This is a genomic window from Cobetia crustatorum (genome assembly GCF_000591415.1).
GTDB lineage: Bacteria > Pseudomonadota > Gammaproteobacteria > Pseudomonadales > Halomonadaceae > Cobetia > Cobetia crustatorum.
The window spans coordinates 1-23395 of the sequence record NZ_JEMF01000041.1; the positions used below are offsets into that span (position 1 = coordinate 1).

Genomic DNA, 23395 nt, shown 5'->3' on the forward strand with positions numbered 1-23395 from the left:
GGGAGATGGGAGATGGGAGACGGACCGTGACACGCACGCACGGCGCGCGCTGGGGAAGAATGACGCCTACACCGGGCATCTTTACGAAAACTGCAAAAGTCTTTCATAATTTCGTGCGTTTATCACAAAGGTATCTCACGGCAGACTGCACAGCATCCAAGACCCACCCATTGCTGATGGAGAACTGCCATGCCTCTTGCCCTGCTGGCGCTGACGTTGAGCGCCTTTGCCATCGGGACCACCGAATTCGTGATCGTCGGACTGGTGCCCACCATCGCTCAGGACCTGAGCGTCTCTCTGCCTTCCGCTGGCCTGCTGGTCAGCCTGTATGCCGTCGGTGTCGCCATCGGTGCCCCCGTGCTGACCGCCCTGACCGGCCGCTTCAATCGCAAGCTGGTGCTGCTGGGACTGATGGCGCTGTTCATCGCCGGCAACCTGCTGGCCTGGCAGGCACCCAGCTACAGCTCGCTGATCACGGCGCGCATCCTGACTGGCCTCGCCCACGGAGTGTTCTTCTCCATCGGTTCCACCATCGCGACAAGCCTGGTGAGCAAGGACAAGGAAGCCAGTGCGATCGCCATCATGTTCACCGGCCTGACCGTGGCACTGGTCACCGGCGTGCCGCTGGGCACCTGGATCGGTCAGCACTTCGGCTGGCGCGCCACCTTCCTCGTGGTCTCGGTGCTCGGCGTGCTGGCATTGATCGGCAGCGCCATCCTGGTGCCCAACAATCTCAAGAAGAACGTACCGGCCACCTTCGCCCAACAGCTCAAGGTGCTGACCCATCCGCGCCTGCTGCTGGTCTACCTGATCACCATTCTCGGCTACGGCGGCACCTTCACGGCCTTCACCTATCTGGCCCCGCTGCTGCAGGACGTCAGTGGCTTCAATGAAGGCGCCATCAGTCTGATCATGCTGGTCTACGGCGTCTCGGTGGCCATCGGCAACATCCAGGGCGGCAAGCTGGCTGACCGCATGGGCCCGATTCGCGCCCTGACCCTGATCTTCGGTGGCCTGATCGTCATCCTCGGCGTGCTGACCTTCACTGCCGCCAACCCGATCACGGCCGTGATCACCATCCTGATCTGGGGTGCCTTCGCCTTCGGCAACGTGCCGGGACTGCAGGTCTACGTCGTGCAGCAGGCCGAACGCTTCGTGCCGCAGGCCGTTGACGTGGCCTCCGGCCTCAACATCGCGGCCTTCAACATCGGCATCGCGCTGGGCTCCATCGTCGGCGGCCAGGTGGTCTCCGGGATGGCACTGACCGACACCGCCTGGATCGGCGCGCTGATCGTCACCGCCGCCCTGCTGCTGACCCTGCTGGCCGGTCGCCTCGACAAGCGTCACGCGTCTTCCATCGCGACCGCCTGATCCGCCCTGCAGCCTACCGCCATCACGACGTGCCCCCGATTCCGACAGCTCAGCCTGCTGGCTCGGGGGCACCGTCGTCTACCCACCTGCTTGCTGAAGGAGTCCACCATGATCTCCCCGACCCGCCCGCTGGATCGCCTCACCCAGGGCCCCCTGACCCTCGGCGTCGAACTGCCCCTGGACAATGACTGGGTGCGGACTGACAGAGCCCCCTCCACACCCTTCGGCGTCCCTGACATGCGCGCCCATGCCGAGCTGATCGGCCAGGTCGACAGACTCGCTTCCGCGCCGCCTGGCTGCGTGACGTGCCGCTATTCGACCCCGCCTTCGGCGATGCCGGCCAGGTCTTCGAGCTGTTCACCTATCTGGGCTATCTGGCCAGTCACACCGACAACCTGCTGCTGGGCACTGCCGCCGCGGTGCTACCGCTGCGCCAGCCGTGGCTGGTGAAAAAGGCGGCCGCCAGCGTGCAGGCCCTGAGCGGAGACCGCCTGCTGCTGGGCGTCGCCAGTGGCGACCGACCGGCGGAATACCCGCTGTTCGGTGAGGAGTTCACCACCCGCGGTGCCGCCTTCCGCCACGCGGTGGACGTCATCAAGGGCCAGGCGGACGACGCCCTGAGCGACGGTCAGGCCATCCTGCCTGCCGCAACGCGTCCGCCGCTGTTGAGCGCTGGGCTCTCTCAGCAGACGCCAGAGTGGATCGGTCGCGAGATGGACGGCTGGCTGGCCTACCCGGGCACGCCCCAGGATCACATCCGTCGCGTGGCGCTCTGGCGTCAGGTCGCCGGCGACAAGCCCTACGTCAGTTTCATCCACCTCAATCTGGAAGACGACCCGCACGCCCCGGTGCGTCGTCATCGCTTCGGGTTGTCGAGTGGCCGCCTTGCCCTCATGGAAGAACTGTCAGCCATGCAGGATGCCGGGGTGAATCACATCGGCTTCCATCTGCGTCGCAATCGCCGCCCGCTCACGGAAACCCTCGAGGAACTGGGCCGTGAGGTGCTTCCGCACTTTTCATGAGGGCTGACGGGTCGCACTGACCTGCCCCCACCATGGCGGAAAGGATTCACCGTTCACGCTTGAAGGAGACCCCATGTCAGATTCCACGGAAACCACCACCCCGCAAGACATCCGTCACGGCACCACCCGAGCCCCCGCCTGGGCATGGCAGGGGCCGGGAGAGCCTGAGGCGCTCGAGCAGACAGAGGTGGACATCGGCGCACCGGGAGACGACGAGGTACTGGTCGCCACGCGTGCATCGGCCTCAATCCCGTCGACTGGAAGTTCATGGCGATGGACAGCGAGCTGTGGCAAGCCGGTCAGATTCCCGGGGTCGATGCCTCGGGTGAGGTGATCGCCTGCGGGGCAAATGTCACCCACGTCTCCCCGGGAGATCGCATCGCGGTCCACACCACCCTGGCGGGGCCGGGTACCTTCAGCAAGCGTCTGCGGGTCCCGGCGCGGGCCGTGATGCGCCTGCCCGTTACCCTGGGCTTCAATGACGCCGCCGCCTTCCCCTGCCCGGCGCTGACCGCATGGCTCGCCATCGAGAAGCTGCCCGTCAAGGCCGGTCGACGCCTGCTGATCACCGGTGCCTCCGGCAGCGTGGGCCGCTGGCTGATCCAGCTGGCCCGACAGCGCGACTTCCACGTCATCGCCGTCGCCTCCGAGAAGCGCCACGCGGACCTCAAGGCGCTGGGCGCCGACGAGACCCTGACGGACGCCGAGCAGCTGGACGCCCCGGTCTACGCCGTGATCGATACCATCAATGGGGATCACGCCCGCAAGATGACCCGCCACCTGGGGGCCAACGGCCATATCGTCTGTATCCAGGACCGTCTGGAGCAGGCGGCCGCGCCGGCCTTCGATCGCGCCATCTCGCAACACGAAGTCGCACTCGGGGCACTGCACTGGGCAGGTGATGATGAGGACTGGGCACGCTTGGTCGCGGCGGGGGAAGGTCTTCTGGAAGCGATCGCCGATGGCACCCTGAACCAGCCGGCGCCCTGCATCGAATCATTCACGGCGCTGCCAGCCTACCTTGCCGAGCTGAAGCGTGGCGAACGCCGAGCGCTGAAATTCGTGATCACGGCCAACGAATGAGCTGAAAGGCAGAAGGCACGCGGCCTGGGTGCGATTGTTGCGACAGTGGCACAGGACTGATGCAACGTCGCGTGGTTGTCGTGTCGCTGATCAAGCCCCAGACATGAGGGGAACACACATGGATACGCGCCCTTCACTGCACCAGACACCGGGCGCGCTCAACAGGAGTTATTGCATGTCGACTACCCTACCGAATCCCGGCTTTGGCACCTTCCGTCTCGAGGGCGAGACGCTGCGTGACAGCCTGAATACCGCACTGGAAACCGGCTATCGCCACATCGATACCGCCCAGTTCTATGGCAACGAAGCGGAAGTCGGACAGATCATCGCCGACAGCAAGGTGCCGCGCGAAGAGCTCTTCATCACCACCAAGATCTGGCACGACCGCCTGGTGCCGGGTGACATGGAGAAGAGTGTCGAGGAGAGCCTGGAACGCCTGCAGACCGATAACATCGACCTGCTGCTCATCCATTGGCCGTCGCCGAATGATGAAGTGCCGATGGAAGATTATCTGCCGGTACTGGCCAAGCTGAAGGCAGCGGGCAAGGCGCGCCACATCGGGGTGTCCAACTTCACCTGCGAACAGCTGGAACGTGCCGTGGGCATCGTGGGGCGTGACGAGCTGCTCACCAACCAGGTCGAGGTCCATCCGTTCATGCAAAATCGCAAGGTGATCGACAAGTGCCACGAGCTGGGCATCGAAGTCACTGCCTTCATGCCGCTGGCAGTCGGCAAGGTGATGGACGATGACACCCTCAAGGCCATCGCCGAACGTCATGACGCCAGCCCGGCGCAGATCGCCCTGGCATGGCTCAAGATGCAGGACATCGTCACCTTCCCGTCCTCCACCAAGGCGAAGAACATCAAGAGCAACTTCGAGGCCTTCTCCATGTCACTGACCGGTGAAGACATGGCGAAGATTGCCGAGCTGGATCGCGGTGAGCGCATCGCCAACCCGGACTTCGCCCCTGACTGGGACTGATGACCGTCAGGCCTGCGCCTGATGCCACGTCAGAGAAATGAAAAGGCCTCCCTCGGGAGGCCTTTTGCATTGCTGTCCAAGGATACTGGCAGACAGGCTTCAATCGCCGAGCCCGGCAATCCATCAGTCATCCAGCCGCCAGACTCGGCGGATATGCTACGTACCGGGGCGCGGCGGTGCAGCAGGCTGTCTTTGCTGTCTCAGCCGACGATAGCGTTGAGCAGCAACAGCGTGATGATGGAAATGGCCCAGGCGAGTGTCGTCGGCAGAGTCAGCACCAGCATCTGATGCTTGGTGCTCTTGACGCCGAGCATGCGATTGACGACCCAGAAATAGCTGTCATTGAAGTAGCTGAAGAACATCGCGCCGATACAGGCGGCCTGCGCGGCCAGCACCATGTTGACGTCCGGCATGCCCATCAGGATAGGCGCGGAGATAGAGGCTGCGGTAATCATCGACACCGTGCCGCTCCCCTGGATGAAGCGCACCAGCGTTGCGATGATGAACGGAATCAACAGCGGCTGCAGCCCCAGTGCCGCGACCTGCATGGCGATGTAATCGCCGCCACCACTGGCGCGCAGTACCGAGCCCAAGGCACCACCGGCACCGGTGACCAGCAGGATGATCCCCGCCGTCTCGACGCCCTTTTCCAGATGATCGAAGACTTCCTGCTTGGGGGTCTTCGGCATCAGGCCGTAAATGGCGACCAGCACCCCGAGACCTACGGCAATCACCGGGTTACCGATGAATGCGACAGTATTGGTCAGCGCATTGGAGGCATCCCCCATCACGGCCCCGATCAGGGTATTGAGGAAGATCAGCGCTATCGGCAAGCCGATCGGCATGCAGGACATCAACAGAGAAGGCAATTCCGATTCCGGCATCATGCTGTCGGTATCGTGCTTCACGCTGCCTTCAAAGCCACCCGGCAGAGCTTCCAGCATCGCTTCGATACGCGGGCCCATGATGCGGGCATAGATGACAAGTGCGATCAGCGCAGGAGCGGTAATCACCAGACCCCAGCCGATCATCAGACCGATATCGACACCGAAGATACCGGCCACGCCCAGCGGGCCCGGGGTCGGCGGCACGCTTGAGTGGGTGATGATCAAGCCAGCTGCCAGCGCGATGCCCAGACCGATCACCGAACGCCCGCTGTTGCGCGCCAGTGAACGCACCAGCGGATTGAGGATGACGTAGGCCGAATCACAGAAGATCGGAATGGAGACGATGTAGCCCGTCAGCGCCATCGCGGCCTCTTCCTTGTTCTTGCCCAGCAGATTGAGGATGGCGTAGGCCATGCGCTGTCCGGCACCGGTCACCTCCAGCACCCGCCCCATCATCACCCCGAAGCCGATCACGAGACCGATGGTGGAAAGCGTCTTGCCGAAACCGGTGGTGATGGCACTGATGACCTCGTTGGGCGGCATACCGCCGATGAGACCTGCAAGAGATGCCGCGATGATCAATGCCAACAAGGCATGCACGCGGGTTTTCAGTACCAGATAGATCATTACGAAGATGGCGATGCCCAGGCCGATGATAACCTGTGGCCCCGCGACGGCGGCGTCTGTCATGGGATGATACTCCTGTAGATTGTTATTGTGTGGCGTAACGGCGACGCTGCCTGCTCTTGAGGTGGCTTGGCGTCAAGTTGCATCAACTGCAGTCACTTTCGAATCATTGCTGACACTGCCTGGCTGAAAGGAATGGCTAGCTCGGGACACATTCCTCCTGGTAGGCGTGGATTATCTCGGCAAGATCAGCATCTCCCGCAAATCCCAGCGCACTTGCCTTGCGGGAATCAAAGCGAGCCGGCCAACTGCCGACGATGGCGGCAATGCGGGCATCAGGCTCATGGCGTACCAGGTCCAATGCCTGCTGACCGGCGATGTCTTTCAGCGCCTGCAGCATCTCGGCGACGCTGACGGTGATGCCCGGCAGCATGAAGCAGCGCGAGAGGCCGAAATCAGCCGCCGGCACTTCCGCGCCCTGAATCAGGGCCGCGACCACGCGACGCGGCGACATCACGAACATCTCAAGCTCTGTCGGTACCGGGCAGATGGCGGTTTCGCCATTGAGCGGTTCGCGCAGGATTGAGGAGGCGAAGCTTGAGGCTGCAGCATTGGGCCGTCCCGGACGCACGATGATGGTCGGCAAGCGCAGCACGCAGCCATCCACCAGCCCGCGGCGGCTGTAGTCATTGATCAGCAGTTCCGACATCGCCTTCTGGGTGCCGTAGGAGTTCTGCGGTACCAGCGCGGTCATGTCGCTCAGTGTCTCGGGCAGATCGCCACCATAGGCCGCCACCGAACTGGCCATCACCAGCCGAGTCCCGTTCAGCCCCCGTGTCGCGCAGCCTTCCAGCAGCAATCGAGTCGCATCGAAATTGACGCGCATGCCGAGTGCCAGATCCGCTTCCGCGGCGGAGCTGACCACGGCTGCCAGGTGATAGATCACCGCAGGCTCACCGGCCAGACAGCGATCAAGCACCTCGCATCGGCGATATCGCCAGCCACGATCTCGATATCCAGCGAGGTGGCCGGTTCGACTGCCAGGCATGAAGCCGCCTCGGGACGTGGCGCCTCGATCTGATCCAGCAGGGTCAGGCGTGACAATGGCTGGCCGTTCAAGCTGCCCTTGTCGATCAAGGCTTGAGTCAGGCGTTGGCCGAGAAATCCGGCGGCGCCGGTAATCATGACGTGCATCGTGTGGACTCCTTGCCAGCCGTCGGCATGACGGCCCATGGCGTATTGTCGTTGTTATGGTTGTTGGCGTTATCGGCGTTGTTGCTGCCTTGCCTGATGATCAGGCGGTGCCGGACAGGCCGTCGTTGAGCCCGAAAGCCTGTCCCCAGCCGAGGCCTGCGCGCGTCTCACCGCGTGGACGATATTCACAGCCGATCCAGCCGTCGTAGCCCAGGCTTTCCAGCCGGGCGAACAGCGCCGGATAGTGCACTTCCCCCACGTCCGGCTCGTGACGGTCCGGCACGCCGGCGATCTGCACATGGCCCATGTGTGCGAACTGCGCTTCCAGATTGCGGATCAAGTCACCCTCGACGATCTGGCAGTGGTAGAGATCGAACTGCACCTTGAGGTTGGCGGCGCCAACCCGGGCGAGAATCTCGCGTGCCTGCGCCTGGCCACTCAGATAGAAGCCGGGCATGTCGCGCGGGTTGATCGGTTCGATCAGCAGTGTCTTGCCGACCTTGGCAAGCTCGGCAGCGGCGTAACGCAGGTTGCTGAGGTAGGTCTCGGTATAACGGGCACGTGTCGCATCATCCGCGCCTTGTGGCACCAACCCCGCCATGGCATGCACGCGCGGACAGTCGAGCGCTTCGGCATAGCGGATCGCCTCGGCCACCGAGGCCCGAAACTCCTCCTCGCGCCCCGGCAGACAGGTCAGGCCGCGCTCACCGGCCTCCCAGTCGCCCGGGGGCAGATTGAACAGCACCTGCGACAACTGGTGTTCATCGAGCCTTGCGCGCAGTTCTTCCGGGGAATAGGCATAGGGGAAGAGATATTCGACCCCGCGAAAACCGCTGTCGGCCGCAGCCGCGAAGCGATCAAGAAAGTCATGCTCGGTGAACAGCATGCTGAGATTGGCGGCCAATCGGGTCATGTCAGATCCTTGGAATTCACAGACGAAGAGGTCATCACTCAGGGGCGGCCGAACTTGGCTTCGAGTTCCGCCACCTGTTCCGGGCTCAGCCCACGCGGATTCTTGCCCTGCAGCAGCAGGAACAGCTTGGCGGTTTCCTCAAGCTCTTCCGTGGCATAGACCGCCGCTTCCAGGGTCTTGCCGGCCACCACCGGGCCATGATTGGCCAGCAGCACGGCGCAATGCTTGCCGGCTAGGCCACGCACGGCATCGCCCAGCGCGGGGTCGCCCGGCATGTAGTAAGGCACCAGCGGCAGCTTGCCGACCCGCATCACGTAATAGGCCGTCAGCGGGGGAATGCACTCGCAGGGATTCACGTCCGGCAGGCAGGACACCGCCACCGAGTGAGTCGAATGCAAGTGGACGATGGCACCCGACTGCGGGCGCTCGTCATACATGGCGCGGTGCAGGAAGTGCTCCTTGGTCGGCGCGTCGCCATCGATCAATACGCCCTGGGCGTCGAGACGCGAGATGCGCGCCGGGTCCAGGCGCCCCAGACAGGCATTGGTCGGCGTCATCAACCAGCCACCGTCGTCCAGCCGCTGGCTGATGTTGCCGCTGGAGCCCATGGTCAGGCCGCGGTCGAACAGTGACTTGCCGTAGGTGGCGATCTGCTCGCGCAACACGTTGATGTCGTGCCGTGACTGACTCATGCGGTCTCCTCGCGAGGATTCATGGCATCCAGCACATCGAATGCCCGGGTAAAGAAGTCTTCGCCGCCGAAATTGCCGGACTTGAGGGTCAGCGAGAGCATCGCCTCCGGCTGCGAGGGGCCGGCGGCCGGGTGCGGTGCCTGTGTCCAGGGCACGCCGGGGTCGATCTGGCCGCCGATGCGCAGCTCACGGATGTCGAGTGCCGAGACCACCGCGCCGGAGGTTTCTCCCCCCGCCACCAGCAGGCGACCGACCCCTTCGCTCACCAGCGTGCTGGCCAGACTGGCCAGCACGCACTCGATGAGCTCGCCGGCCTGCTTGACGCCCAGTGACGCCTGCGCCGCCTTGACGCCTTCCGGCTCGGCAGAGGCGTAGATCAGAAATGGCCGGGGGTCCGCCGCCGCCAGTTGCTCACGGGCGAAGTCGAGTGCCGCCTCGAAGTGGGCATCGCTCGCGTTGAGCTTGACGGGGTCCAGCGCGAAGGCGGCATGCTGCTGGGTGAAGTGCGCCACCTGCTTGAGCGTCATGCGCGAGCAACTGCCGGACAGCACCATCGCGGCGCCCTGCGCCGGGGCCAGCACCGCCGCATCATCGATCTGCGCAAGCCAGCCCTTGCGGCGGTACTGGGCAGGCAAGGCCTGCGCGAGGCCAGAGCCACCGGTGACCAGCGCGTGCTCCACCAGCGCTTCAGCCAGTACCTCGAGATCCTGCTCGTCGAGGCTGTCACAGACCACATGACGCACTCCTTGCGCCTTCAGCGTGGCAAGTCGCTCACCAGCGGCCTGCGCTCCCTCACTCAACGTGGCGTGGTTGAGCAGCCCCACACCATGAGGGGTCTGGCGTGACAGCACGCGCACGATGTCGGCATCGGTCATCGGGTTGAGGGGGTGATGCTGCATGCCGCTGTCATTGAGCAGACGGTCACCCACGAACAGATGCCCCTGGTAGACACTGCGCCCGTTGATGGGGAACGCCGGCACGAAGGCGGTCTGTGTGCTGTCCAGCGCCTCCAGCAGCGCATCGGCGACCGGGCCGATATTGCCCTCCGGCGTGGAATCGAATGTCGAGCAGTACTTGAAGAACAGCTGGCGAGCCCCCTGGGCTTTCAGCCATTCAAGTGCCGCCAGCGATTCACTGATGGCCTGATCCACCGGGCAGCTGCGCGACTTGAGCGCGATGACCACGGCGTCGACATCGGTGAGATCCAGCGCGTTCGCGGTCCCTTCCTGCAGCGTCTCCTGCGGCACGCCAATCACCTGCACGGTGCGCATGCCGGCCCGTACCAGGTTGTTGGCAAGATCCGTCGCGCCGGTGAAGTCGTCGGCAATACCGCCAAGTACGATCGGCATCATTGGCCTCCTTCGTCATTCGCGGCAGGCAGGTTGAAGCTGCCGAGTCGCTGATAGACCTTGATGACAGCCGAGTCATCCTCGCGACCGAAACCGGCGCCACTGGCAGCGGTGAACTGCTGCAATGCGCTGCCGGCCACCGGCATGGCAAGCTTCAGCTCGCGCCCGGTGCTGTGCACGATGTTCAGGTCCTTGACGAAGATGTCGACGGCCGACAGCGGCGTGTAATCGCCCTTGAGGATGTGCGGCACGCGATTCTCGAACATCCAGGAATTGCCCGCGGAATGGGTGATGACGTCATACAGGGTGTCGGGGTCGATCCCCATGCTCATGCCCAGCGCCATGGCTTCGGCCGCCGCCGCGATGTGCACGCCGGCGAGATGCTGGTTGACCAGCTTGACGCTCGAGCCCGGGCCGGCGACGTCGCCCAGCCGATAGACATTGGCTGCCATCGCCGCCAGCACGCGTTCCGCCTTGACGTAAGCCGCGTCGCTGCCGGAGGACATCACGGACAGCTCACCACTGCGTGCCTTGACGGCACCGCCGCTGATCGGGGCGTCGAGCAGCTCCAGCTGCATGCCATTCAGGCGGGTTTCCAGTTCACGCGCGAAGCTCGGCGCCACGGTGGCGCACTGGATTACCAGGCTACCCGGCGCGAGTCGCTCGGCCAGCCCCCCCTCGCCCTGGGCTCCGAACAGCACCTGCTCGACCTGATCGGCATTCACCACCACCAGCACCACCACCTGACACTCGGCCGCCAGTTCCAGCGGCGAGGCCACCGTGCGCCCCCCTGCCGCGTCAAACGCCTGACAGGCACCAGGCGAGATATCACAGCCGATCACGTCCAGGCCTGCTTCCAGCATGGCGCGCGCACTGCCCATTCCCATCGCGCCGAGGCCGACAAGGCCAATCACTGGTGAAGTCGTTACTGCTGTCATCTGGCGTCTCCCGCTGAACCTGTTCCAAGTGACGATCAAGGCGGCCTCTTTCAGCGACATCGATCTGCACTTCCACGAATGTTAGCGCTATCATGTTAGCGCTAACATCATTAATAGATTAGGCTCCAAGCCACGACAAGCGGCAGATGAGAAAACGCGACAAATGTCTAATCAATCAGAATCATCCCGACGCAGCCGCAAGGGTGCCATGCAGCCGACCCTGAATGATGTGGCCCGGGAAGCCGGTGTCTCGTCGATCACCGTCTCGCGCTACTTCAACAGTCCCGACAGCGTGCGCGAGGCGACACGCCTCAAGGTCGAGGCGGCCATCGAGAAGGTCGGGTACGTGCGCAACCTGATTGCCGGCAGCCTGGCCTCGGCCACCAGTCGCGTGATTCCTGTCATCGTGCCCTCACTGTCCAACGTGGTGTTCATCGACGTTATCAAGGGCCTGCAGGATGAGTTCGAGGCACACGGCTATCAGATGCTGTTGGGCAAGACGGACTATGACCTGGCCCGTGAGACGCAGCTGATTCGTACCTTCCTGGGCTGGTCAGCCGCGGGCCTGGTGGTGACGGGTCTGCGCCATGACGCTGCGACGCGCCAGATACTCGAGCACTGGAATCAGCCGATCGTGGAGATCATGGAGCTGGGGGAAGGATTGGATCTGAATGTGGGAATGGATCATGTCGCCGCCGGACGCACCATGACCGAGCACCTGCTGGCACGCGGCTATCGTGACATTCACTTTGCCGGTGCCGAACTCGACCGCGACTATCGCGCGGCGATGCGCTACACCGGGCATCGCGAGGCGCTGGCCGCCGCCGGTATCGAGGAGGCTCCCCTGCTCGACCTGCCCGTGCGTCAGCAGATGACCAGCGGTGCGCAGGCGCTCGAGCGCATTCGTGATCAGCACCTCGAGTGTGATGCCATCCACTTTGCCAATGACGACATGGCCTGTGGCGCGATTCTCGCCGCCAGCCGGCTCGGGATTCGAATACCGGATGACATCGCCATCGCCGGCTTCAATGGCTTGCCCATCGGCGAGCACGTCACGCCGCAGCTCACTACCATCATCTCGCCACGCGAGCAGATAGGCCGTGTAGCCGCGCGCAAATTGCTGGCACGCATCCAAGGCGAGCCCGTGGGTGAGCTGAGTCACGACCTGGGATTCACGCTGAGAGTCGGCGGCAGTACTTGACTGCCAGTACTTGCTTGAGCGACTTCTGAGCCTCTGATGAGCCAGGCGTCAACGCATCAGTTGCGCCATCACCAGCTGCCCCGCCGCGACACAGACAAAGAACGCCGCCCCTGCAAGACTTGAAGAAAAGATGGCCAGCGCCAGAGATAATACGGCAGCGACCCACAGCAGTCGGGCCGGCATGCTGGGGGCTCGGCTACGCTCAATGGCCTGGTCGTCCGTGATCACGGGCCGGCACAGATTGCGGAAGAATCGGGACAGTTCTTCCCCTCGCCTGAGCGAGCGCCCGGGGGCGTAAAGGTAGCGGGCGAGGAACAGGAAGCCAACGACGCTGACAATCTGGATGACCAGCGCGAGTGCCAGCCTGATGTCCACCAGCTGCCGAGCGGGAAAGCTCCCCAGTCCCGGCAATTGCTGTAGCGCATCGGCATCCAGCCATAGATAGCTGCCGGTGGTCACGCTGATACCTACCAGTACACTCCCCCAGCCTGCCCAGTCCGGCGCACGAGTATTGAACAGCACCATCAGTGCAGGCAGCGCCAATGGCATCTGCAACAACACACCGAACATGATCATGATATCGAACAGGCTGAGCATTTCGAGGCGACTGAGGCCAATCACGAACGCCACCACGATGATGCCCTGGATGACACCAAAGGCGCGCCCTATCGTGACGAGTCGAGCCGCCATGTCACTCGACTCCTTCAACAGCGGCATGACCAGACGCATCATCACCCCGGCATCGCGATTGAAGGCGGTCGTGATCGGCGCGATGGTCACCGCCAACATTGCCGAAATCACCAGCCCCAGCACCCCTGAAGGCAAGTAATGAATGATGAAGTGGACGTAGGCGACGTTGGCGGCGTCCTTGCCGAGCTGGGGATACAGCGCTGCGAGATCGATACCTGCCGCCCCCATCAACCACGGGGGCAGGAACCAGGTGACGGGGCCAACGACGAAGAGGATAGAGGCCAACAGCGCGGCCTTGCGGGCGCCACTGTCATCCGCCGTGGTGAGAAAGCGATAGCTGGAGGTCGCATTGTTGATGCTGATGAACTGTTTGATCAACATCGCCGCCGACCACACCAGCATGATGGTGACGCTGTAATCACTGCCGCCGACCCAAAATGCCTTGTCGAACGCAGGCAGTGGCAAGTTATCACTCACCAGCAGACTGATGCAGAAGCCACCGATCACCAAAGTGAGCACCGCCAGCTGCATCATCTGGATGAAATTGTTGGCCGAGACGATCCATACGCCACCGACCAGAGTGATGGCAATGATGATGCCACCAATCATCACGGCGATGGTCAGGACAGAAAGCCCCAACACCGCACTTAAAAAGAGAGAGACACCATAGAGACCGATCGATGCGGTCATCAGCGTCAGGAATATTTGACTGACGACATACAGCAATTGCGTTGCCTTGCCGTAGCGCAACGCAATGATGTCGGAGTAGGTACTGACTCTGAGTCGCCTAAAGCGCGGCGCGAAATACAGCGCCGCCAACAGGAAGCCCAGCGCATTGCCCCAGAAAATCATCAAGACGGAAAAACCGTTCTCGAACGCTTTCTGGGCAGCCCCGGTGAACGTCCATGCGGAAAATTGCGTCATGAATGCAGTACTGCCTGCCATCCACCAGGGCACGTTACCACTACCACGAATGAAGCCATCCGGCGTTTCAGCACGACGGCGATAAACCACAATAGTCAACAGAATCAACCCAATGGAGAAAAACAGCGCCACCTTGTCCAGCTGTGTCATGAGACTCCTTTTCTCCTATGGTGCTATCGCTACCGGCTATCCCGAGGGCACAACAACGGCGCTACCCCGTCTGTCTGAGGTCAGCGCCATTGAACGCCTCGCATCACTGCCACTAGGCCTTGCTTCTCAGTAATAGTACTTGATGCCCACACGGCTCTTGAGCTGCCGAGTGTCAGAGCTGGAACTGGAGCTTACATCCGCAAACTCCATATACGGGAACCAAGACCCGATGCGACGGCCCGCACCCAGGATATAATCGTAGTTCTCACGGGTATTATTGTAGATATCCTTATCTTCATTGCGCAGGTAATTGGCTTCCAGCCAGTATTTATTCTTTCCATCCTTGTACGACATGGTGAAAGTGATCTTGTTCTGTTCATAATCATCGCTGGAATCTTCGCTATAACTGGAATATTCGCGACGATAACGCAGTGCTGTCGTCAGCGGAATGCTACTGGCTCGATAGCCGATGCGCAGCTGGGGTTTTATGGTGTTCTTTTTATCACCAAAGGCAATCGGCATTCCCGGCTGGATATACCAGTTCTCGCCGAGATTGAACTTGAAACCCCAGTCAATTTCAGTGTCACCGCGCTCAAGATTACCCATGGCAGATTGTGAGCCATCATCTTCTTTATCCGCTGCGAATTTGGCTTCCAATCCATAATAGAAATTATCGATGGAATCACTCACTTTGACACGCGTGCCATGTTGGTCGGTGTGGTGCTTGTATTCATGGCGAATATCCAGCGTGACGGCCTGTGCACTTGTCGCAAGCATCAAGCCCGCAATGGTGAGAGCGATATTGTTATAGTATTTCATGGCGAACCTCATTGTTTTTATAAAGTGTCAGTCAATTGACTTGCAGGCATCATCATTCCTGTCACGCACGCTTGGCATAGCGATGCACGGTGAGTGCCTACACTTGCTTGAGTCAGAATGGATCGATCCAAAACTGCTCATGTTGCGACACGTCTTATTCAACTCGAGATCATGTGCAGCCCGAACAGCTCGGGCGTGCAAAATGAATACGAGCGCATGACCTGTCGCGTAACGGCTTAAACCACGGGAGGTAGCAGCACGAGCTTGCGCTCAGCCCAGATCTTGGCGAGATCATCCTTTACCGTGATATCGGTAAAGTTATCCGTGGTGGAAAGCACGATGGCGCCAGTGCTCATTGTTATAAAGTTGTTTCACTGCATTATTTGACTCCGTATAGCGGATAGCATCGTAGGAACCATTTATTGCCGAGTATTACGTGTCCGCGTATTGATACTCGGCCTTGTCAGGGTGAGAGAATGATCAACTTTCGCTGACTAGCGTCTTCTTGCGAATCGACGCCTTGTCGCTGAGCGTCTTGTCGATAGAGGTGATCAGCAGCAGACCAATCGCGACCACGATGCCGCCACACAGTACGAAGACCATGCGACCCCAGAAGGGATTGGGCACCAGGAACATCAGCATCACGCCCAGACCCGCGACCAGAATCAGATAGCCGAGAATGTTGCGCTGACGGTTGTCCACGCTGCGGTGCTCGTCGTCATCACTGATCACAGGCGTATCGCGATTAGTGAAGAAGGTATCCACCTCGGCTTCACGCTCCTCGGACAGCCCGCGATAGAACAGCGTGGTCAGCGCGAAGAAACCGGCGGTGATCACGGTGTGAGCCATGATGCCCACGGCGACCTTGGTGTCGCTCCATTCACGAGAGGTCAGGTCAGAATCCAGGCCGAAGGTGCTGACGACGAAGTCCGGTGTCATCACGAAGCCCACCAGATAGGAGACCAGTCCCCCCACGACCAGGGTCGCCCATGCGGCCCAGTCCGGTGTCTTGCGAATGAAGAAGCCGAGCAACCCGGGAATGGTCATCGGCAAGCCAATCAAGGCACCGACGTACATCATGGCGTCGAAGAGACTCAGACCCTTCAGGGAGTTTATGAAGAGCGCAAAGCCAATGATCACCAAGCCAAAGACCGTCGAAGACAGGCGCGACATCAGGAGTAATTCTTTCTCTGAGGCCTTGGGACGCAGGATGACTTCGTAGAAATTCTTGACGAAGATCCCGGCGTTGCGATTCAAGCCTGAATCCATCGACGACATGGTGGCCGCAAACATCGCTGCGACCAGCAGCCCCAGCATGCCAGCAGGCATATAAAGGCTAACGAAGCTCATGTAGGCAAAATCCGCTGCCTTGGCGCCAGCCTCTGGATACATCGCGAACAGATCGATCCCTTCACTGGCCATGAACCAGCTCGGCATGAACCAGATGAAAGGACCCATCGTCATCAGGACACAGGCCAGCAAGCCGGCCTTACGCGCATTCTTCGAGTCTTTCGCGGCCAGGTAGCGATAGGAATTCAGCATGTTGTTGGTGATGCTGAACTGCTTCACGAAGATGAAGAAACCCCATAAGGCGAACAGCGACAGATAGTTCATGTCACCGCCAATCAGGAAGTCGACCGGGAAGTCCTGCACGATATGTGCCGGGCCACCTGACTTGATGATCGCCACGACGGCGCAGGTAATAGTGACGGCCATGATGATGACCATCTGCATGTAATCAGAGGCAATCACCGCCCAGGAACCGCCTGTCACCGACATGAACAGCACCACCAGTCCTGTCACGATGATGGTGGTTTCCATGTCGTAACCGAATAGACCCGACGTCACGATAGCCAGGCCATTGAGCCAGATACCCGCATTGATGATGCTGGTAGGCATGGACGACCAGGTGAACACCTGCTCATTGACGCTACCGAAACGCTGGCGAATGGCCTGGATCACGGTAATGACCCGAAGCTGCCGGAAGCGCGGCGCGAAATAGAGATAGTTCATCAGATAGCCAAAGGCATTGGCCATGAAGATGATGGCAACGGCAAAGCCATCGTTATAGGCCTTGCCCGCTGCGCCCGTGAAGGTCCAGGCGCTGAACTGCGTCATGAAGGATGTTGCACCGACCATCCACCACAGCATATTGCCACCACCGCGAAAGTAATCACTGGTGGTCGAAGTAAAGGTTCTGAATAGCCACCCAATGGCGATCAGAAAGAGGAAATATATGCCGATGACGGCAGTATCCAGATCGAAGTTCATGGCGTTGCACTCTTGTCATTTTCAATCTTGTCGTTGTTGTTTCGCACCCGGTAGTGCGCTGTTTATCGCGAGTCCTTCCTTGGGCCCGTGGGCTGATAACGTGTGCTGTTATCCTTGAAAAGTGATAATTGGACCGATCTCATAAAAAGCCCGAAAAACGCTTCATACAGGGCTTCGTGTGAGGGTTGATAAGTGAGTGGCTCACACCTCGATCATGGTGACGCCTGCGGTTATCTGGCAGACCCTGTCTCCCAGCGTCACCTTACCGCTGGGAGGTACGGCGTCTGGCTCTGCCACTACCAGCAACACTCGGCCAGTGCGGAAGGTGATCTCGAGCGCCTGTATGCCCCAGGCCAGCTCGCTTGCGGCGGGTAGCACACAGAAATTCAGTACTTCGGGGCGCGCCCCTCGGCACTGCTCCATGGATTCATCGAAGTGGCCGTGGCTTTCAAACAGGTTGTAGAAGACCTGTGATGTCGCGGTCAGACGCGTCATCACCTTGGCGTCATGACGCAGGTTGTGGTCCGGGTCATTGGCACCAACGCATAGCTGATAGGCCTCGGCAGGTGCTTGGGTGATCTGATGCCAGCTATGGAAGCTATCGCCATCAAGCCAGGTCATGCTGTGCGCGGTATCCGCCGGCAAATGTCCCACTTTCCACAGATGCTGATAGCCCGCTGAGTCACCCAGGGCTTCCAATGCGGGCAGTGCAGTGAACTCCCCTTCCCACCAGCGCACGACGTGTCCGCCATGATTGAAGGTGTAGTCATAGACGTGGGGCTGCGAGGAGTTGAGCGAGAAGATATCGACCAGCAAGGGTGTCGCCGTATGTCGTGTTTCGAGCAGCAACACCTGCCGCTGCATCGCCACATCGTCATAGGCGTTGTCACACTGTGCGTACGCGGCGGCTGGGCTTCCCTCGAGCAATTCGAGCTCACCGTGCAAGGTGTCGGCCAGCGCATGCTCGCCACGGTGCTGCGATTGCATGTCCACCACCACCAGGTTGTGTGCAACGCTCTGCTTGGCGTAGCCCTCGTTTTCCTTGAGGTAACGTCCGCCAAACTTGGTTTCCACATTCACCCAGCGCGCAAAACCGTATTCCTTGAGCACTTCCTTGCCACGCGAGAAGAACGTCACTCCCAGCTCATCGAAATGACCATGACCCATGCCATGCTGCCCCGCGGTGAGCACTGCATGCTGCGCTGCCATTCCTCGTCCACGCTTGAGGTGCGCATGAGCACCACGAGTCCCATCAGCACCATCCCGAAACATCTGACTGGTGGTCTCGACATCCGTGTCGGCATCCTGCATGGCACGTTCCAGCGCCAGGCCATTGGCGTGTAGCCACCCCCCCTGCTGCTGGCGTGCCAGTGTCAGGAGTTCAGGGTTCCTGGAGTAACGCCCCGCCAGCAACGCCATGGCGCAGCGTGCCCCCTCATCATCAAGATTCATGGTACGAGAGGCATCGTTGAGCGCCGGAAAACATCCATTCGGATAAGCACTGGAGAGCAGCACGTGCAGTGACTTCCCAATACGCCCTTGAGCATGCTCGAAGATGTTGCGCTCAGGGCAGTGGCGCGCCAGCGCCTCCGCAAAGAGGCACAGCGGATGGATCGCGAAACGGTGGTAGTACGGCCCTTCGACGTAATAACCCTCAGGCGAGAACAGCAGTGCTATCTGGGCGAGAAAGCCGCCGGTCTGTCCCGTGCCATCCAATCCATCGATCGAGATGTCCAGGTGTGATGGGCTCTCGATGACCATCGCACACATTCCAACCGCAGCCACCGCCCACAGCCCATGGTTATGGATACGGTCAAAGTCGTGGCGATAGGTCTCGGTGAACATCACCAACATCGGTTCAAACAGTCCCTCCACCAGATAGCGGGTATCTGCCTCACGCAATGATGGCTTGAGCAGCGCTAACGCCAGTGATGCATGGAGCAGCCAGATATGTTCATTCAGAATCTGATGGAACAGTTTGCCGGGCGGATTGGTATTGCGCGCTATCTGGAAAGGCATGTCGCGATAACACGTGGCATACCCCTTGAGGAGTTCATGGGCATGAGTGAGCGCTGCCGTATCGTCGTTGATGCGCCCCAGCAACGCCGCACCTTCGATCAGACGGGCATTCTCCTTGTGAGTATTGTGCTCGAAGCTTCCCGCCTCACCCTGTCCGGGAATCACCACGCCGCGCGCGATACTGGCCGCCACCTGCGACTCAAGCACAGCAAGACTGCGCCCGAGGGCATTTTCTGCCCCTTGCTGTTGGCGAAGCTCATTCAGCTCAGAAGCTGACCAAAGCAGATATTCACTATGTGCCGACATAAAAAGGTTCCATTGAAATAGGGAGCCAACTGGCTTCTTCAGGCCGAGCTGGCCCCTGCCAACAGCATGCTGTCGACCAATATTCATCATTGTTCTTTGATCCCTCGAAGCCCGGGGCATCGCGCCAGGCACGGCGCGATGGAAGCTGATCCCGAGAGGAGACAAGAAGCGCATCATCCCGACAGCAGTCTCAAGAGGACATGGAATTACCCGGAGCCAGTCATAGCAACGCACTCCAGCCTTGCCACTTGAGAGTTTCGCCGGCCACATCCACCTCGTGATCTCCCGCGGTGAGGAACGCCATGGCTAGGCGATGTCGAGCGCCGTCTTTGGTGTCCAGCTCCAGCACGCAGGCCTCATCACTGTCATGCAACAACCGCGACCCCGTGATCTGTGGTCGTGCATCGCGAGAGATTTCACGCGCTTCATCGAAGACACCATGTGTCTCGATGACACAGGCCACCGTCTGGCGAGTACCCTGTGAGCGAAGCATCAGATAGGGCTCATTGCGCAGATTGCTGTCCGGGTCATTCGCGCCGATGAAGCCTTTCACCAGCATGGAGGCGTCAGAGCACACCATGCGTGCCGTCACGAAGTGATCGTCCTGCAGCCAGGTGACCGCCTGCGATGCTAGCGCTGGCTGCTCATCACTGACGGCCATCTTCCACAGATGCTGATAGCCATTGGCCTCGCCCAATGCCGTGGGTGAGGCCTGCTGATGAAGCACCGGTTCAGACACCATCAATTGCCCCTGGAAGTGCAGCGGGTAGTCGTAATGGTGATGCGCGTCACTGCTCGCCCGCATGAGGTCGATCACCAGTGGTTCCGCGATATCCGGCAGTGTGACCAGCATCAAGCTGCGCTGGAGAGTCACGCCAGGCACATAACCGTTCAGACGCGCACTGGCGACTTGCAGTGCGGGATCGGATGCCTCGAAGCACACCAGCGTGCCGTGATGCTCACAGGCACGTGCCGTCTCCAGACCATGGTGAGACGTCTCATCTACGACCAGGGTGTTATGCGCCACACTCTGCTTGGCGTAGGAGCGGTTCTCCGGGGTGTAGCGTCCGCCGAACTTGGGCTCAATGTTGACCCAACGGCTGAAGCCATAGTCGGTCAGCACTTCATGTTGACCATTGTGATAGCCGAAATGCAGGCCATCGAAGTGGCCGTGGTCGAGTGCCGAGTGCAGGGAGGGATCACTGCCGTGTTGACCGAATGCCATGTACAGCATGCTTTCGCCACCACGTGAGGACGGGGCACGCAGAATGGCCAGCCCCCCCGCATCTCCTGTACTGCCATCGCTGATGAACTGACTGTCACGGGCCATCGGTGCCAGTGACGCCGTCTCGGCGAAACCAGCTAACGCCACGCAACCGGTACTGAGAGGCAAGCGCTGGACATTCTCACGAATCAACCCCGCCACGGCCGGATTGAGGCGCGAATCCTGATAGCGATGCAGTAATGCCGCTGCGCCGAGCATCGCCCCTTCATCAACCAGCCCCATGGTCTTGGAGCTATCGTTCAGTGCCAGAAAGCGACCATCAGGGAATGCCACTTGCTGCAGACACAAGATGGCCTTGCGGATGATCTGGTCGCGATAGTCATAGATGTCATGACGCGTGCCACTATTTACCAGTGCCTCGGCAAACAACACCATCGGACGCAGCGCGAAACGATGGTAATACGGGCCTTCCAGGTAATAGCCATCCGGCGAGAACAACTGGTCCAGCTGGGCGAGGAAACCACCGCTGACGCCATCACGCGCATTACCGTGAAGGGCCTGGGCGACTAGATCCTCATCCTCCAGCACCATCCCGGCAATCCCTGCCGCAGCGACTGACCAGATGCCGTGGTTATGCACCACATCAAAATCATGGGCGTTCTGCACGACCAGCAGATCAATCATCGGCCGCAGCAGATGTTGCTCGATCTGTTCGCGCTCAGTGGCGGGCAGTTCGGATTTGATGTTTCCGTAAGCATCCGCTGCATATAACAGCCACATGCCCTCATTCAGACATTGGTGAAACAGCTTGCCCGGCGGATTACTGTCCTTGGAGACATGTGCGGGCAACGCTTCATAGATGTCGGAATACCCCAGCAATAAGCGGCGCACGAAATCGAGATAGCGCTCATCGTGCGCTACCAACCACAGCTGGGAAGCCAGGCTGACATGCTGATAGTTGAGCTTGTGCCGGGCATGCTCTTCCCCTCCTGCCTCACCCTGCCCCGGAATGCTCATCGGCTCATCCAGGATAACCTGCATGTCCTGCACGGCATGCGCCAGGCGGCGCGACATCAGTCGTGTACTGTCGTGAGATTCGTAGGCAGCGCGCAGCTCGGCCAGCGCCGTACGATCAAATAGCAATGTCTGTTCCATGGCGTGACCACTCGTGATTATTGTTGGGCGCATTCAGGCAAGCGTCATGTCGGGTTACCAGACTCAAGGGCACATCTGGCCGCCATTGACGTCGATCACCTGGCCGGTGATGTAACCACTGGCCGCATGAGATGCGAGATAAAGGTAGGTCGGTGCCATTTCATGACATTGGCCGAAGCGACCCATGGCGATGCTGCCCGCGATGGTCTTCTTGAGGTCATCGCTCTTGTCTTCATGGAAGGCCGTATCGATGGTGCCCGGTGCGACGGTATTGAAGCGGATATTGTCCTTGGTGAATTCCTTCACCCAGTTGCGGTGCAGGTTATGGACCATTGCCTTGCTACCGCCGTACAGACAAGCCCCCATACCGCCGCCTTCGCGTCCGGCAATCGAGCCGGTGGTGATCACGCTGCTGGTCTGCTGGCTGTGCTTGGCAGAGGCGCGCAGGTGCGGAATGGCAAAGCGCGTCACCATCACGACCGAGCGGATATTGAGGTCGATGACATTGTCGAAGAAGTCATCATCGATGCCCTCAAGGCCCTGACGCCCTCCCAAGCCACCAGCGTTGTTGATCAGCACATCCAGTCCGCCCATACGCTCGACGGCTTGGTTGACCAATACTTCACACTGCTGGGTATCGCGCACATCCGCCTGCAAATAGGACACCTGCTCGGGGGCTGATAGCTCGGCCAACAGAGCTTCTGCCTCGTCTGCATGCCGGCTGCCGTGCAACACCACTCGGGCGCCGCCTTGACGAGCGAGCGGGCCACGTCCAGACCAATACCCGCGGTAGAACCGGTGACGAGAACACGCTTGCCTTGCAGATCATCAAACATCACGACACTCCTGAATTTCATTGGGGTTAAATTAGGTGATTGAGCTAAGGGTTGAGCCCAGTCTACGGGCCCCAAAGACACCTTGAAAAAAGCTGGCCCTCAGGCGCTACGGCCTTGAAGGTTCACCAAGCACTCGCAACATATTCATCAAGTGCCCAACAAATATTCGGTGAATATTATTTAGATATGTCTAATTTTTACAGTGAAAACAGGGGTTCCTGGGCCCTCTCGGGCGACCCTTGAATCGCGAGCATCACTCGCCGAGCATGTCATCACGCCGAGGGGAAAAGAGGTCCAACACCTGACTGTCGTGTTCAAGTGCGACAGCGCCATGCAGGGTCAGACGAGGGGCAATGAAGGCATCACCCGGCGAGAGAATGCGCGTCTCATTGGCGATAACCACTTCAAAAGCCCCCTGGAGCACATAGCCAATCTGATCATGCAGTTCATGCTGATGCGCTTTGCCGATAGCCCCCTTGCTGAACTTCACGCACACCGCCATCAATTGTTCGGTGCTACCGATGATCTTGCGCTGGATACCCGGCTCAACCACTTGCCAGTCATGCTGGTCTGTCAGAAAAAAGCGATCCGTCTTCATGTCAATCTCTCCGTGGTGACTTGCTGTGCTTCATCCTTGAAGCGGCATCCTTGCTGCCGTGTCTGTGGAGACTGTTGTCCTCCTCGCGTCATTCCATCCCGCGATGGCGAGAGAACAATGAACGCGATGTGATGCAAGAAGCA

At 60.3% G+C, this 23395-nt stretch carries 20 protein-coding genes and 1 pseudogene; 7 read left to right on the forward strand and 14 right to left on the reverse strand.

Going from position 1 to position 23395, the window contains the following annotated elements:
- Positions 1-189 precede the first annotated feature (189 nt).
- The 6 genes and pseudogenes from BF12_RS0110100 (at position 190) to dkgB (ending at position 4458) form a co-directional block, all read left to right on the forward strand.
- Positions 190-1371: an MFS transporter gene (locus BF12_RS0110100; RefSeq protein WP_024952175.1), complete on the forward strand. Its 1182-nt coding sequence runs from the start codon at positions 190-192 to the stop codon at positions 1369-1371.
- 305 nt (positions 1372-1676) lie between these two features.
- Positions 1677-2393 carry an LLM class flavin-dependent oxidoreductase gene (locus BF12_RS19580; protein WP_211242426.1) on the forward strand — a complete coding sequence of 239 codons (717 nt, stop codon included), beginning with the start codon at positions 1677-1679 and terminating at the stop codon, positions 2391-2393.
- Positions 2394-2466: 73 nt separating this feature from the next.
- On the forward strand, positions 2467-2727 hold the full coding sequence (locus BF12_RS22015; protein ID WP_156941161.1) for a hypothetical protein: 261 nt from the start codon (positions 2467-2469) through the stop codon (positions 2725-2727).
- Positions 2667-2795: pseudogene (locus BF12_RS23700) on the forward strand (alcohol dehydrogenase catalytic domain-containing protein); the annotation flags it as partial. The gene BF12_RS22015 and the pseudogene BF12_RS23700, both read left to right, overlap by 61 nt.
- Before the next feature lie 48 nt (positions 2796-2843).
- Positions 2844-3476, forward strand: a complete 633-nt coding sequence (locus BF12_RS19585) for an MDR/zinc-dependent alcohol dehydrogenase-like family protein (protein WP_248623665.1) — start codon at positions 2844-2846, stop codon at positions 3474-3476.
- Between the two features lie 175 nt (positions 3477-3651).
- Positions 3652-4458 (forward strand): 2,5-didehydrogluconate reductase DkgB, encoded by an 807-nt coding sequence (gene dkgB / locus BF12_RS0110115; protein ID WP_024952176.1) that lies wholly within the window; start codon positions 3652-3654, stop codon positions 4456-4458.
- Positions 4459-4658: 200 nt separating this feature from the next.
- Here dkgB and BF12_RS0110120 read toward each other — a convergent pair whose 3' ends face one another.
- From BF12_RS0110120 to ltnD, 7 genes are all read right to left on the reverse strand, one after another.
- Positions 4659-6035, reverse strand: coding sequence for a GntP family permease (locus tag BF12_RS0110120; protein ID WP_024952177.1), 1377 nt, complete (start codon positions 6033-6035; stop codon positions 4659-4661).
- 136 nt (positions 6036-6171) lie between these two features.
- Positions 6172-6951, reverse strand: coding sequence for a D-erythronate dehydrogenase (gene denD / locus BF12_RS19590; RefSeq protein WP_248623666.1), 780 nt, complete (start codon positions 6949-6951; stop codon positions 6172-6174).
- Positions 6915-7166, reverse strand: coding sequence for a hypothetical protein (locus BF12_RS22810; protein ID WP_248623667.1), 252 nt, complete (start codon positions 7164-7166; stop codon positions 6915-6917). The genes denD and BF12_RS22810 overlap by 37 nt, the downstream gene beginning before the upstream one ends.
- A gap of 100 nt (positions 7167-7266) precedes the next feature.
- Positions 7267-8079 carry a 2-oxo-tetronate isomerase gene (gene otnI / locus BF12_RS0110130; protein WP_024952178.1) on the reverse strand — a complete coding sequence of 271 codons (813 nt, stop codon included), beginning with the start codon at positions 8077-8079 and terminating at the stop codon, positions 7267-7269.
- Positions 8080-8117: 38 nt separating this feature from the next.
- Positions 8118-8771 carry a 3-oxo-tetronate 4-phosphate decarboxylase gene (otnC, locus tag BF12_RS0110135; protein ID WP_024952179.1) on the reverse strand — a complete coding sequence of 218 codons (654 nt, stop codon included), beginning with the start codon at positions 8769-8771 and terminating at the stop codon, positions 8118-8120.
- Positions 8768-10120, reverse strand: a complete 1353-nt coding sequence (gene otnK, locus BF12_RS0110140) for a 3-oxo-tetronate kinase (protein WP_024952180.1) — start codon at positions 10118-10120, stop codon at positions 8768-8770. The genes otnC and otnK overlap by 4 nt, the downstream gene beginning before the upstream one ends.
- On the reverse strand, positions 10120-11058 hold the full coding sequence (gene ltnD / locus BF12_RS0110145; protein WP_024952181.1) for an L-threonate dehydrogenase: 939 nt from the start codon (positions 11056-11058) through the stop codon (positions 10120-10122). Before ltnD ends, otnK begins: the two co-directional genes overlap by 1 nt.
- Positions 11059-11221: 163 nt before the next feature.
- On the opposite strand from ltnD, the gene BF12_RS0110150 reads away from it, so the two are divergent.
- Positions 11222-12259, forward strand: a complete 1038-nt coding sequence (locus tag BF12_RS0110150; RefSeq protein WP_024952182.1) for a LacI family DNA-binding transcriptional regulator — start codon at positions 11222-11224, stop codon at positions 12257-12259.
- A 48-nt stretch (positions 12260-12307) separates the two neighbouring features.
- Here BF12_RS0110150 and BF12_RS0110155 read toward each other — a convergent pair whose 3' ends face one another.
- The 7 genes from BF12_RS0110155 to BF12_RS0110190 form a co-directional block, all read right to left on the reverse strand.
- Positions 12308-14023, reverse strand: a complete 1716-nt coding sequence (locus BF12_RS0110155) for a sodium:solute symporter family transporter (RefSeq protein WP_024952183.1) — start codon at positions 14021-14023, stop codon at positions 12308-12310.
- Positions 14024-14149: 126 nt separating this feature from the next.
- Positions 14150-14842 carry an oligogalacturonate-specific porin KdgM family protein gene (locus tag BF12_RS0110160; protein ID WP_024952184.1) on the reverse strand — a complete coding sequence of 231 codons (693 nt, stop codon included), beginning with the start codon at positions 14840-14842 and terminating at the stop codon, positions 14150-14152.
- A 480-nt stretch (positions 14843-15322) separates the two neighbouring features.
- The gene (locus BF12_RS0110170) at positions 15323-17113 is read right to left on the reverse strand and encodes a sodium:solute symporter family transporter (protein WP_024952185.1); all 1791 of its coding nucleotides are present in this window, start codon (positions 17111-17113) and stop codon (positions 15323-15325) included.
- Positions 17114-17314: 201 nt separating this feature from the next.
- Positions 17315-19438 (reverse strand): heparinase II/III domain-containing protein, encoded by a 2124-nt coding sequence (locus BF12_RS0110175; protein ID WP_024952186.1) that lies wholly within the window; start codon positions 19436-19438, stop codon positions 17315-17317.
- Between the two features lie 220 nt (positions 19439-19658).
- Positions 19659-21818 carry a heparinase II/III domain-containing protein gene (locus BF12_RS0110180; RefSeq protein ID WP_024952187.1) on the reverse strand — a complete coding sequence of 720 codons (2160 nt, stop codon included), beginning with the start codon at positions 21816-21818 and terminating at the stop codon, positions 19659-19661.
- 63 nt (positions 21819-21881) lie between these two features.
- Entirely contained in the window at positions 21882-22556 is a 675-nt protein-coding gene (locus BF12_RS19595; protein WP_248623668.1) for an SDR family NAD(P)-dependent oxidoreductase, read from the reverse strand.
- Positions 22557-22907: 351 nt separating this feature from the next.
- Positions 22908-23252, reverse strand: coding sequence for a cupin domain-containing protein (locus BF12_RS0110190; protein ID WP_024952188.1), 345 nt, complete (start codon positions 23250-23252; stop codon positions 22908-22910).
- Between the last annotated feature and the right edge of the window lie 143 nt (positions 23253-23395).

Coding starts and splice junctions, on each gene's coding strand:
- BF12_RS0110100 (WP_024952175.1), top strand. CDS start 190: ATGCCTCTTGCCCTGCTGGCGCTGACGTTGAGCGCCTTTGCCATCGGG.
- otnK (WP_024952180.1), bottom strand. CDS start 10,120: ATGCCGATCGTACTTGGCGGTATTGCCGACGACTTCACCGGCGCGACG.
- BF12_RS0110170 (WP_024952185.1), bottom strand. CDS start 17,113: ATGAACTTCGATCTGGATACTGCCGTCATCGGCATATATTTCCTCTTT.
- BF12_RS22810 (WP_248623667.1), bottom strand. CDS start 7,166: ATGCACGTCATGATTACCGGCGCCGCCGGATTTCTCGGCCAACGCCTG.
- BF12_RS0110175 (WP_024952186.1), bottom strand. CDS start 19,438: ATGTCGGCACATAGTGAATATCTGCTTTGGTCAGCTTCTGAGCTGAAT.
- BF12_RS22015 (WP_156941161.1), top strand. CDS start 2,467: ATGTCAGATTCCACGGAAACCACCACCCCGCAAGACATCCGTCACGGC.
- BF12_RS0110160 (WP_024952184.1), bottom strand. CDS start 14,842: ATGAAATACTATAACAATATCGCTCTCACCATTGCGGGCTTGATGCTT.
- otnI (WP_024952178.1), bottom strand. CDS start 8,079: ATGACCCGATTGGCCGCCAATCTCAGCATGCTGTTCACCGAGCATGAC.
- BF12_RS19585 (WP_248623665.1), top strand. CDS start 2,844: ATGCGCCTGCCCGTTACCCTGGGCTTCAATGACGCCGCCGCCTTCCCC.
- ltnD (WP_024952181.1), bottom strand. CDS start 11,058: ATGACAGCAGTAACGACTTCACCAGTGATTGGCCTTGTCGGCCTCGGC.
- otnC (WP_024952179.1), bottom strand. CDS start 8,771: ATGAGTCAGTCACGGCACGACATCAACGTGTTGCGCGAGCAGATCGCC.
- BF12_RS0110190 (WP_024952188.1), bottom strand. CDS start 23,252: ATGAAGACGGATCGCTTTTTTCTGACAGACCAGCATGACTGGCAAGTG.
- BF12_RS0110150 (WP_024952182.1), top strand. CDS start 11,222: ATGTCTAATCAATCAGAATCATCCCGACGCAGCCGCAAGGGTGCCATG.
- BF12_RS0110155 (WP_024952183.1), bottom strand. CDS start 14,023: ATGACACAGCTGGACAAGGTGGCGCTGTTTTTCTCCATTGGGTTGATT.
- BF12_RS0110180 (WP_024952187.1), bottom strand. CDS start 21,818: ATGGAACAGACATTGCTATTTGATCGTACGGCGCTGGCCGAGCTGCGC.
- BF12_RS0110120 (WP_024952177.1), bottom strand. CDS start 6,035: ATGACAGACGCCGCCGTCGCGGGGCCACAGGTTATCATCGGCCTGGGC.
- dkgB (WP_024952176.1), top strand. CDS start 3,652: ATGTCGACTACCCTACCGAATCCCGGCTTTGGCACCTTCCGTCTCGAG.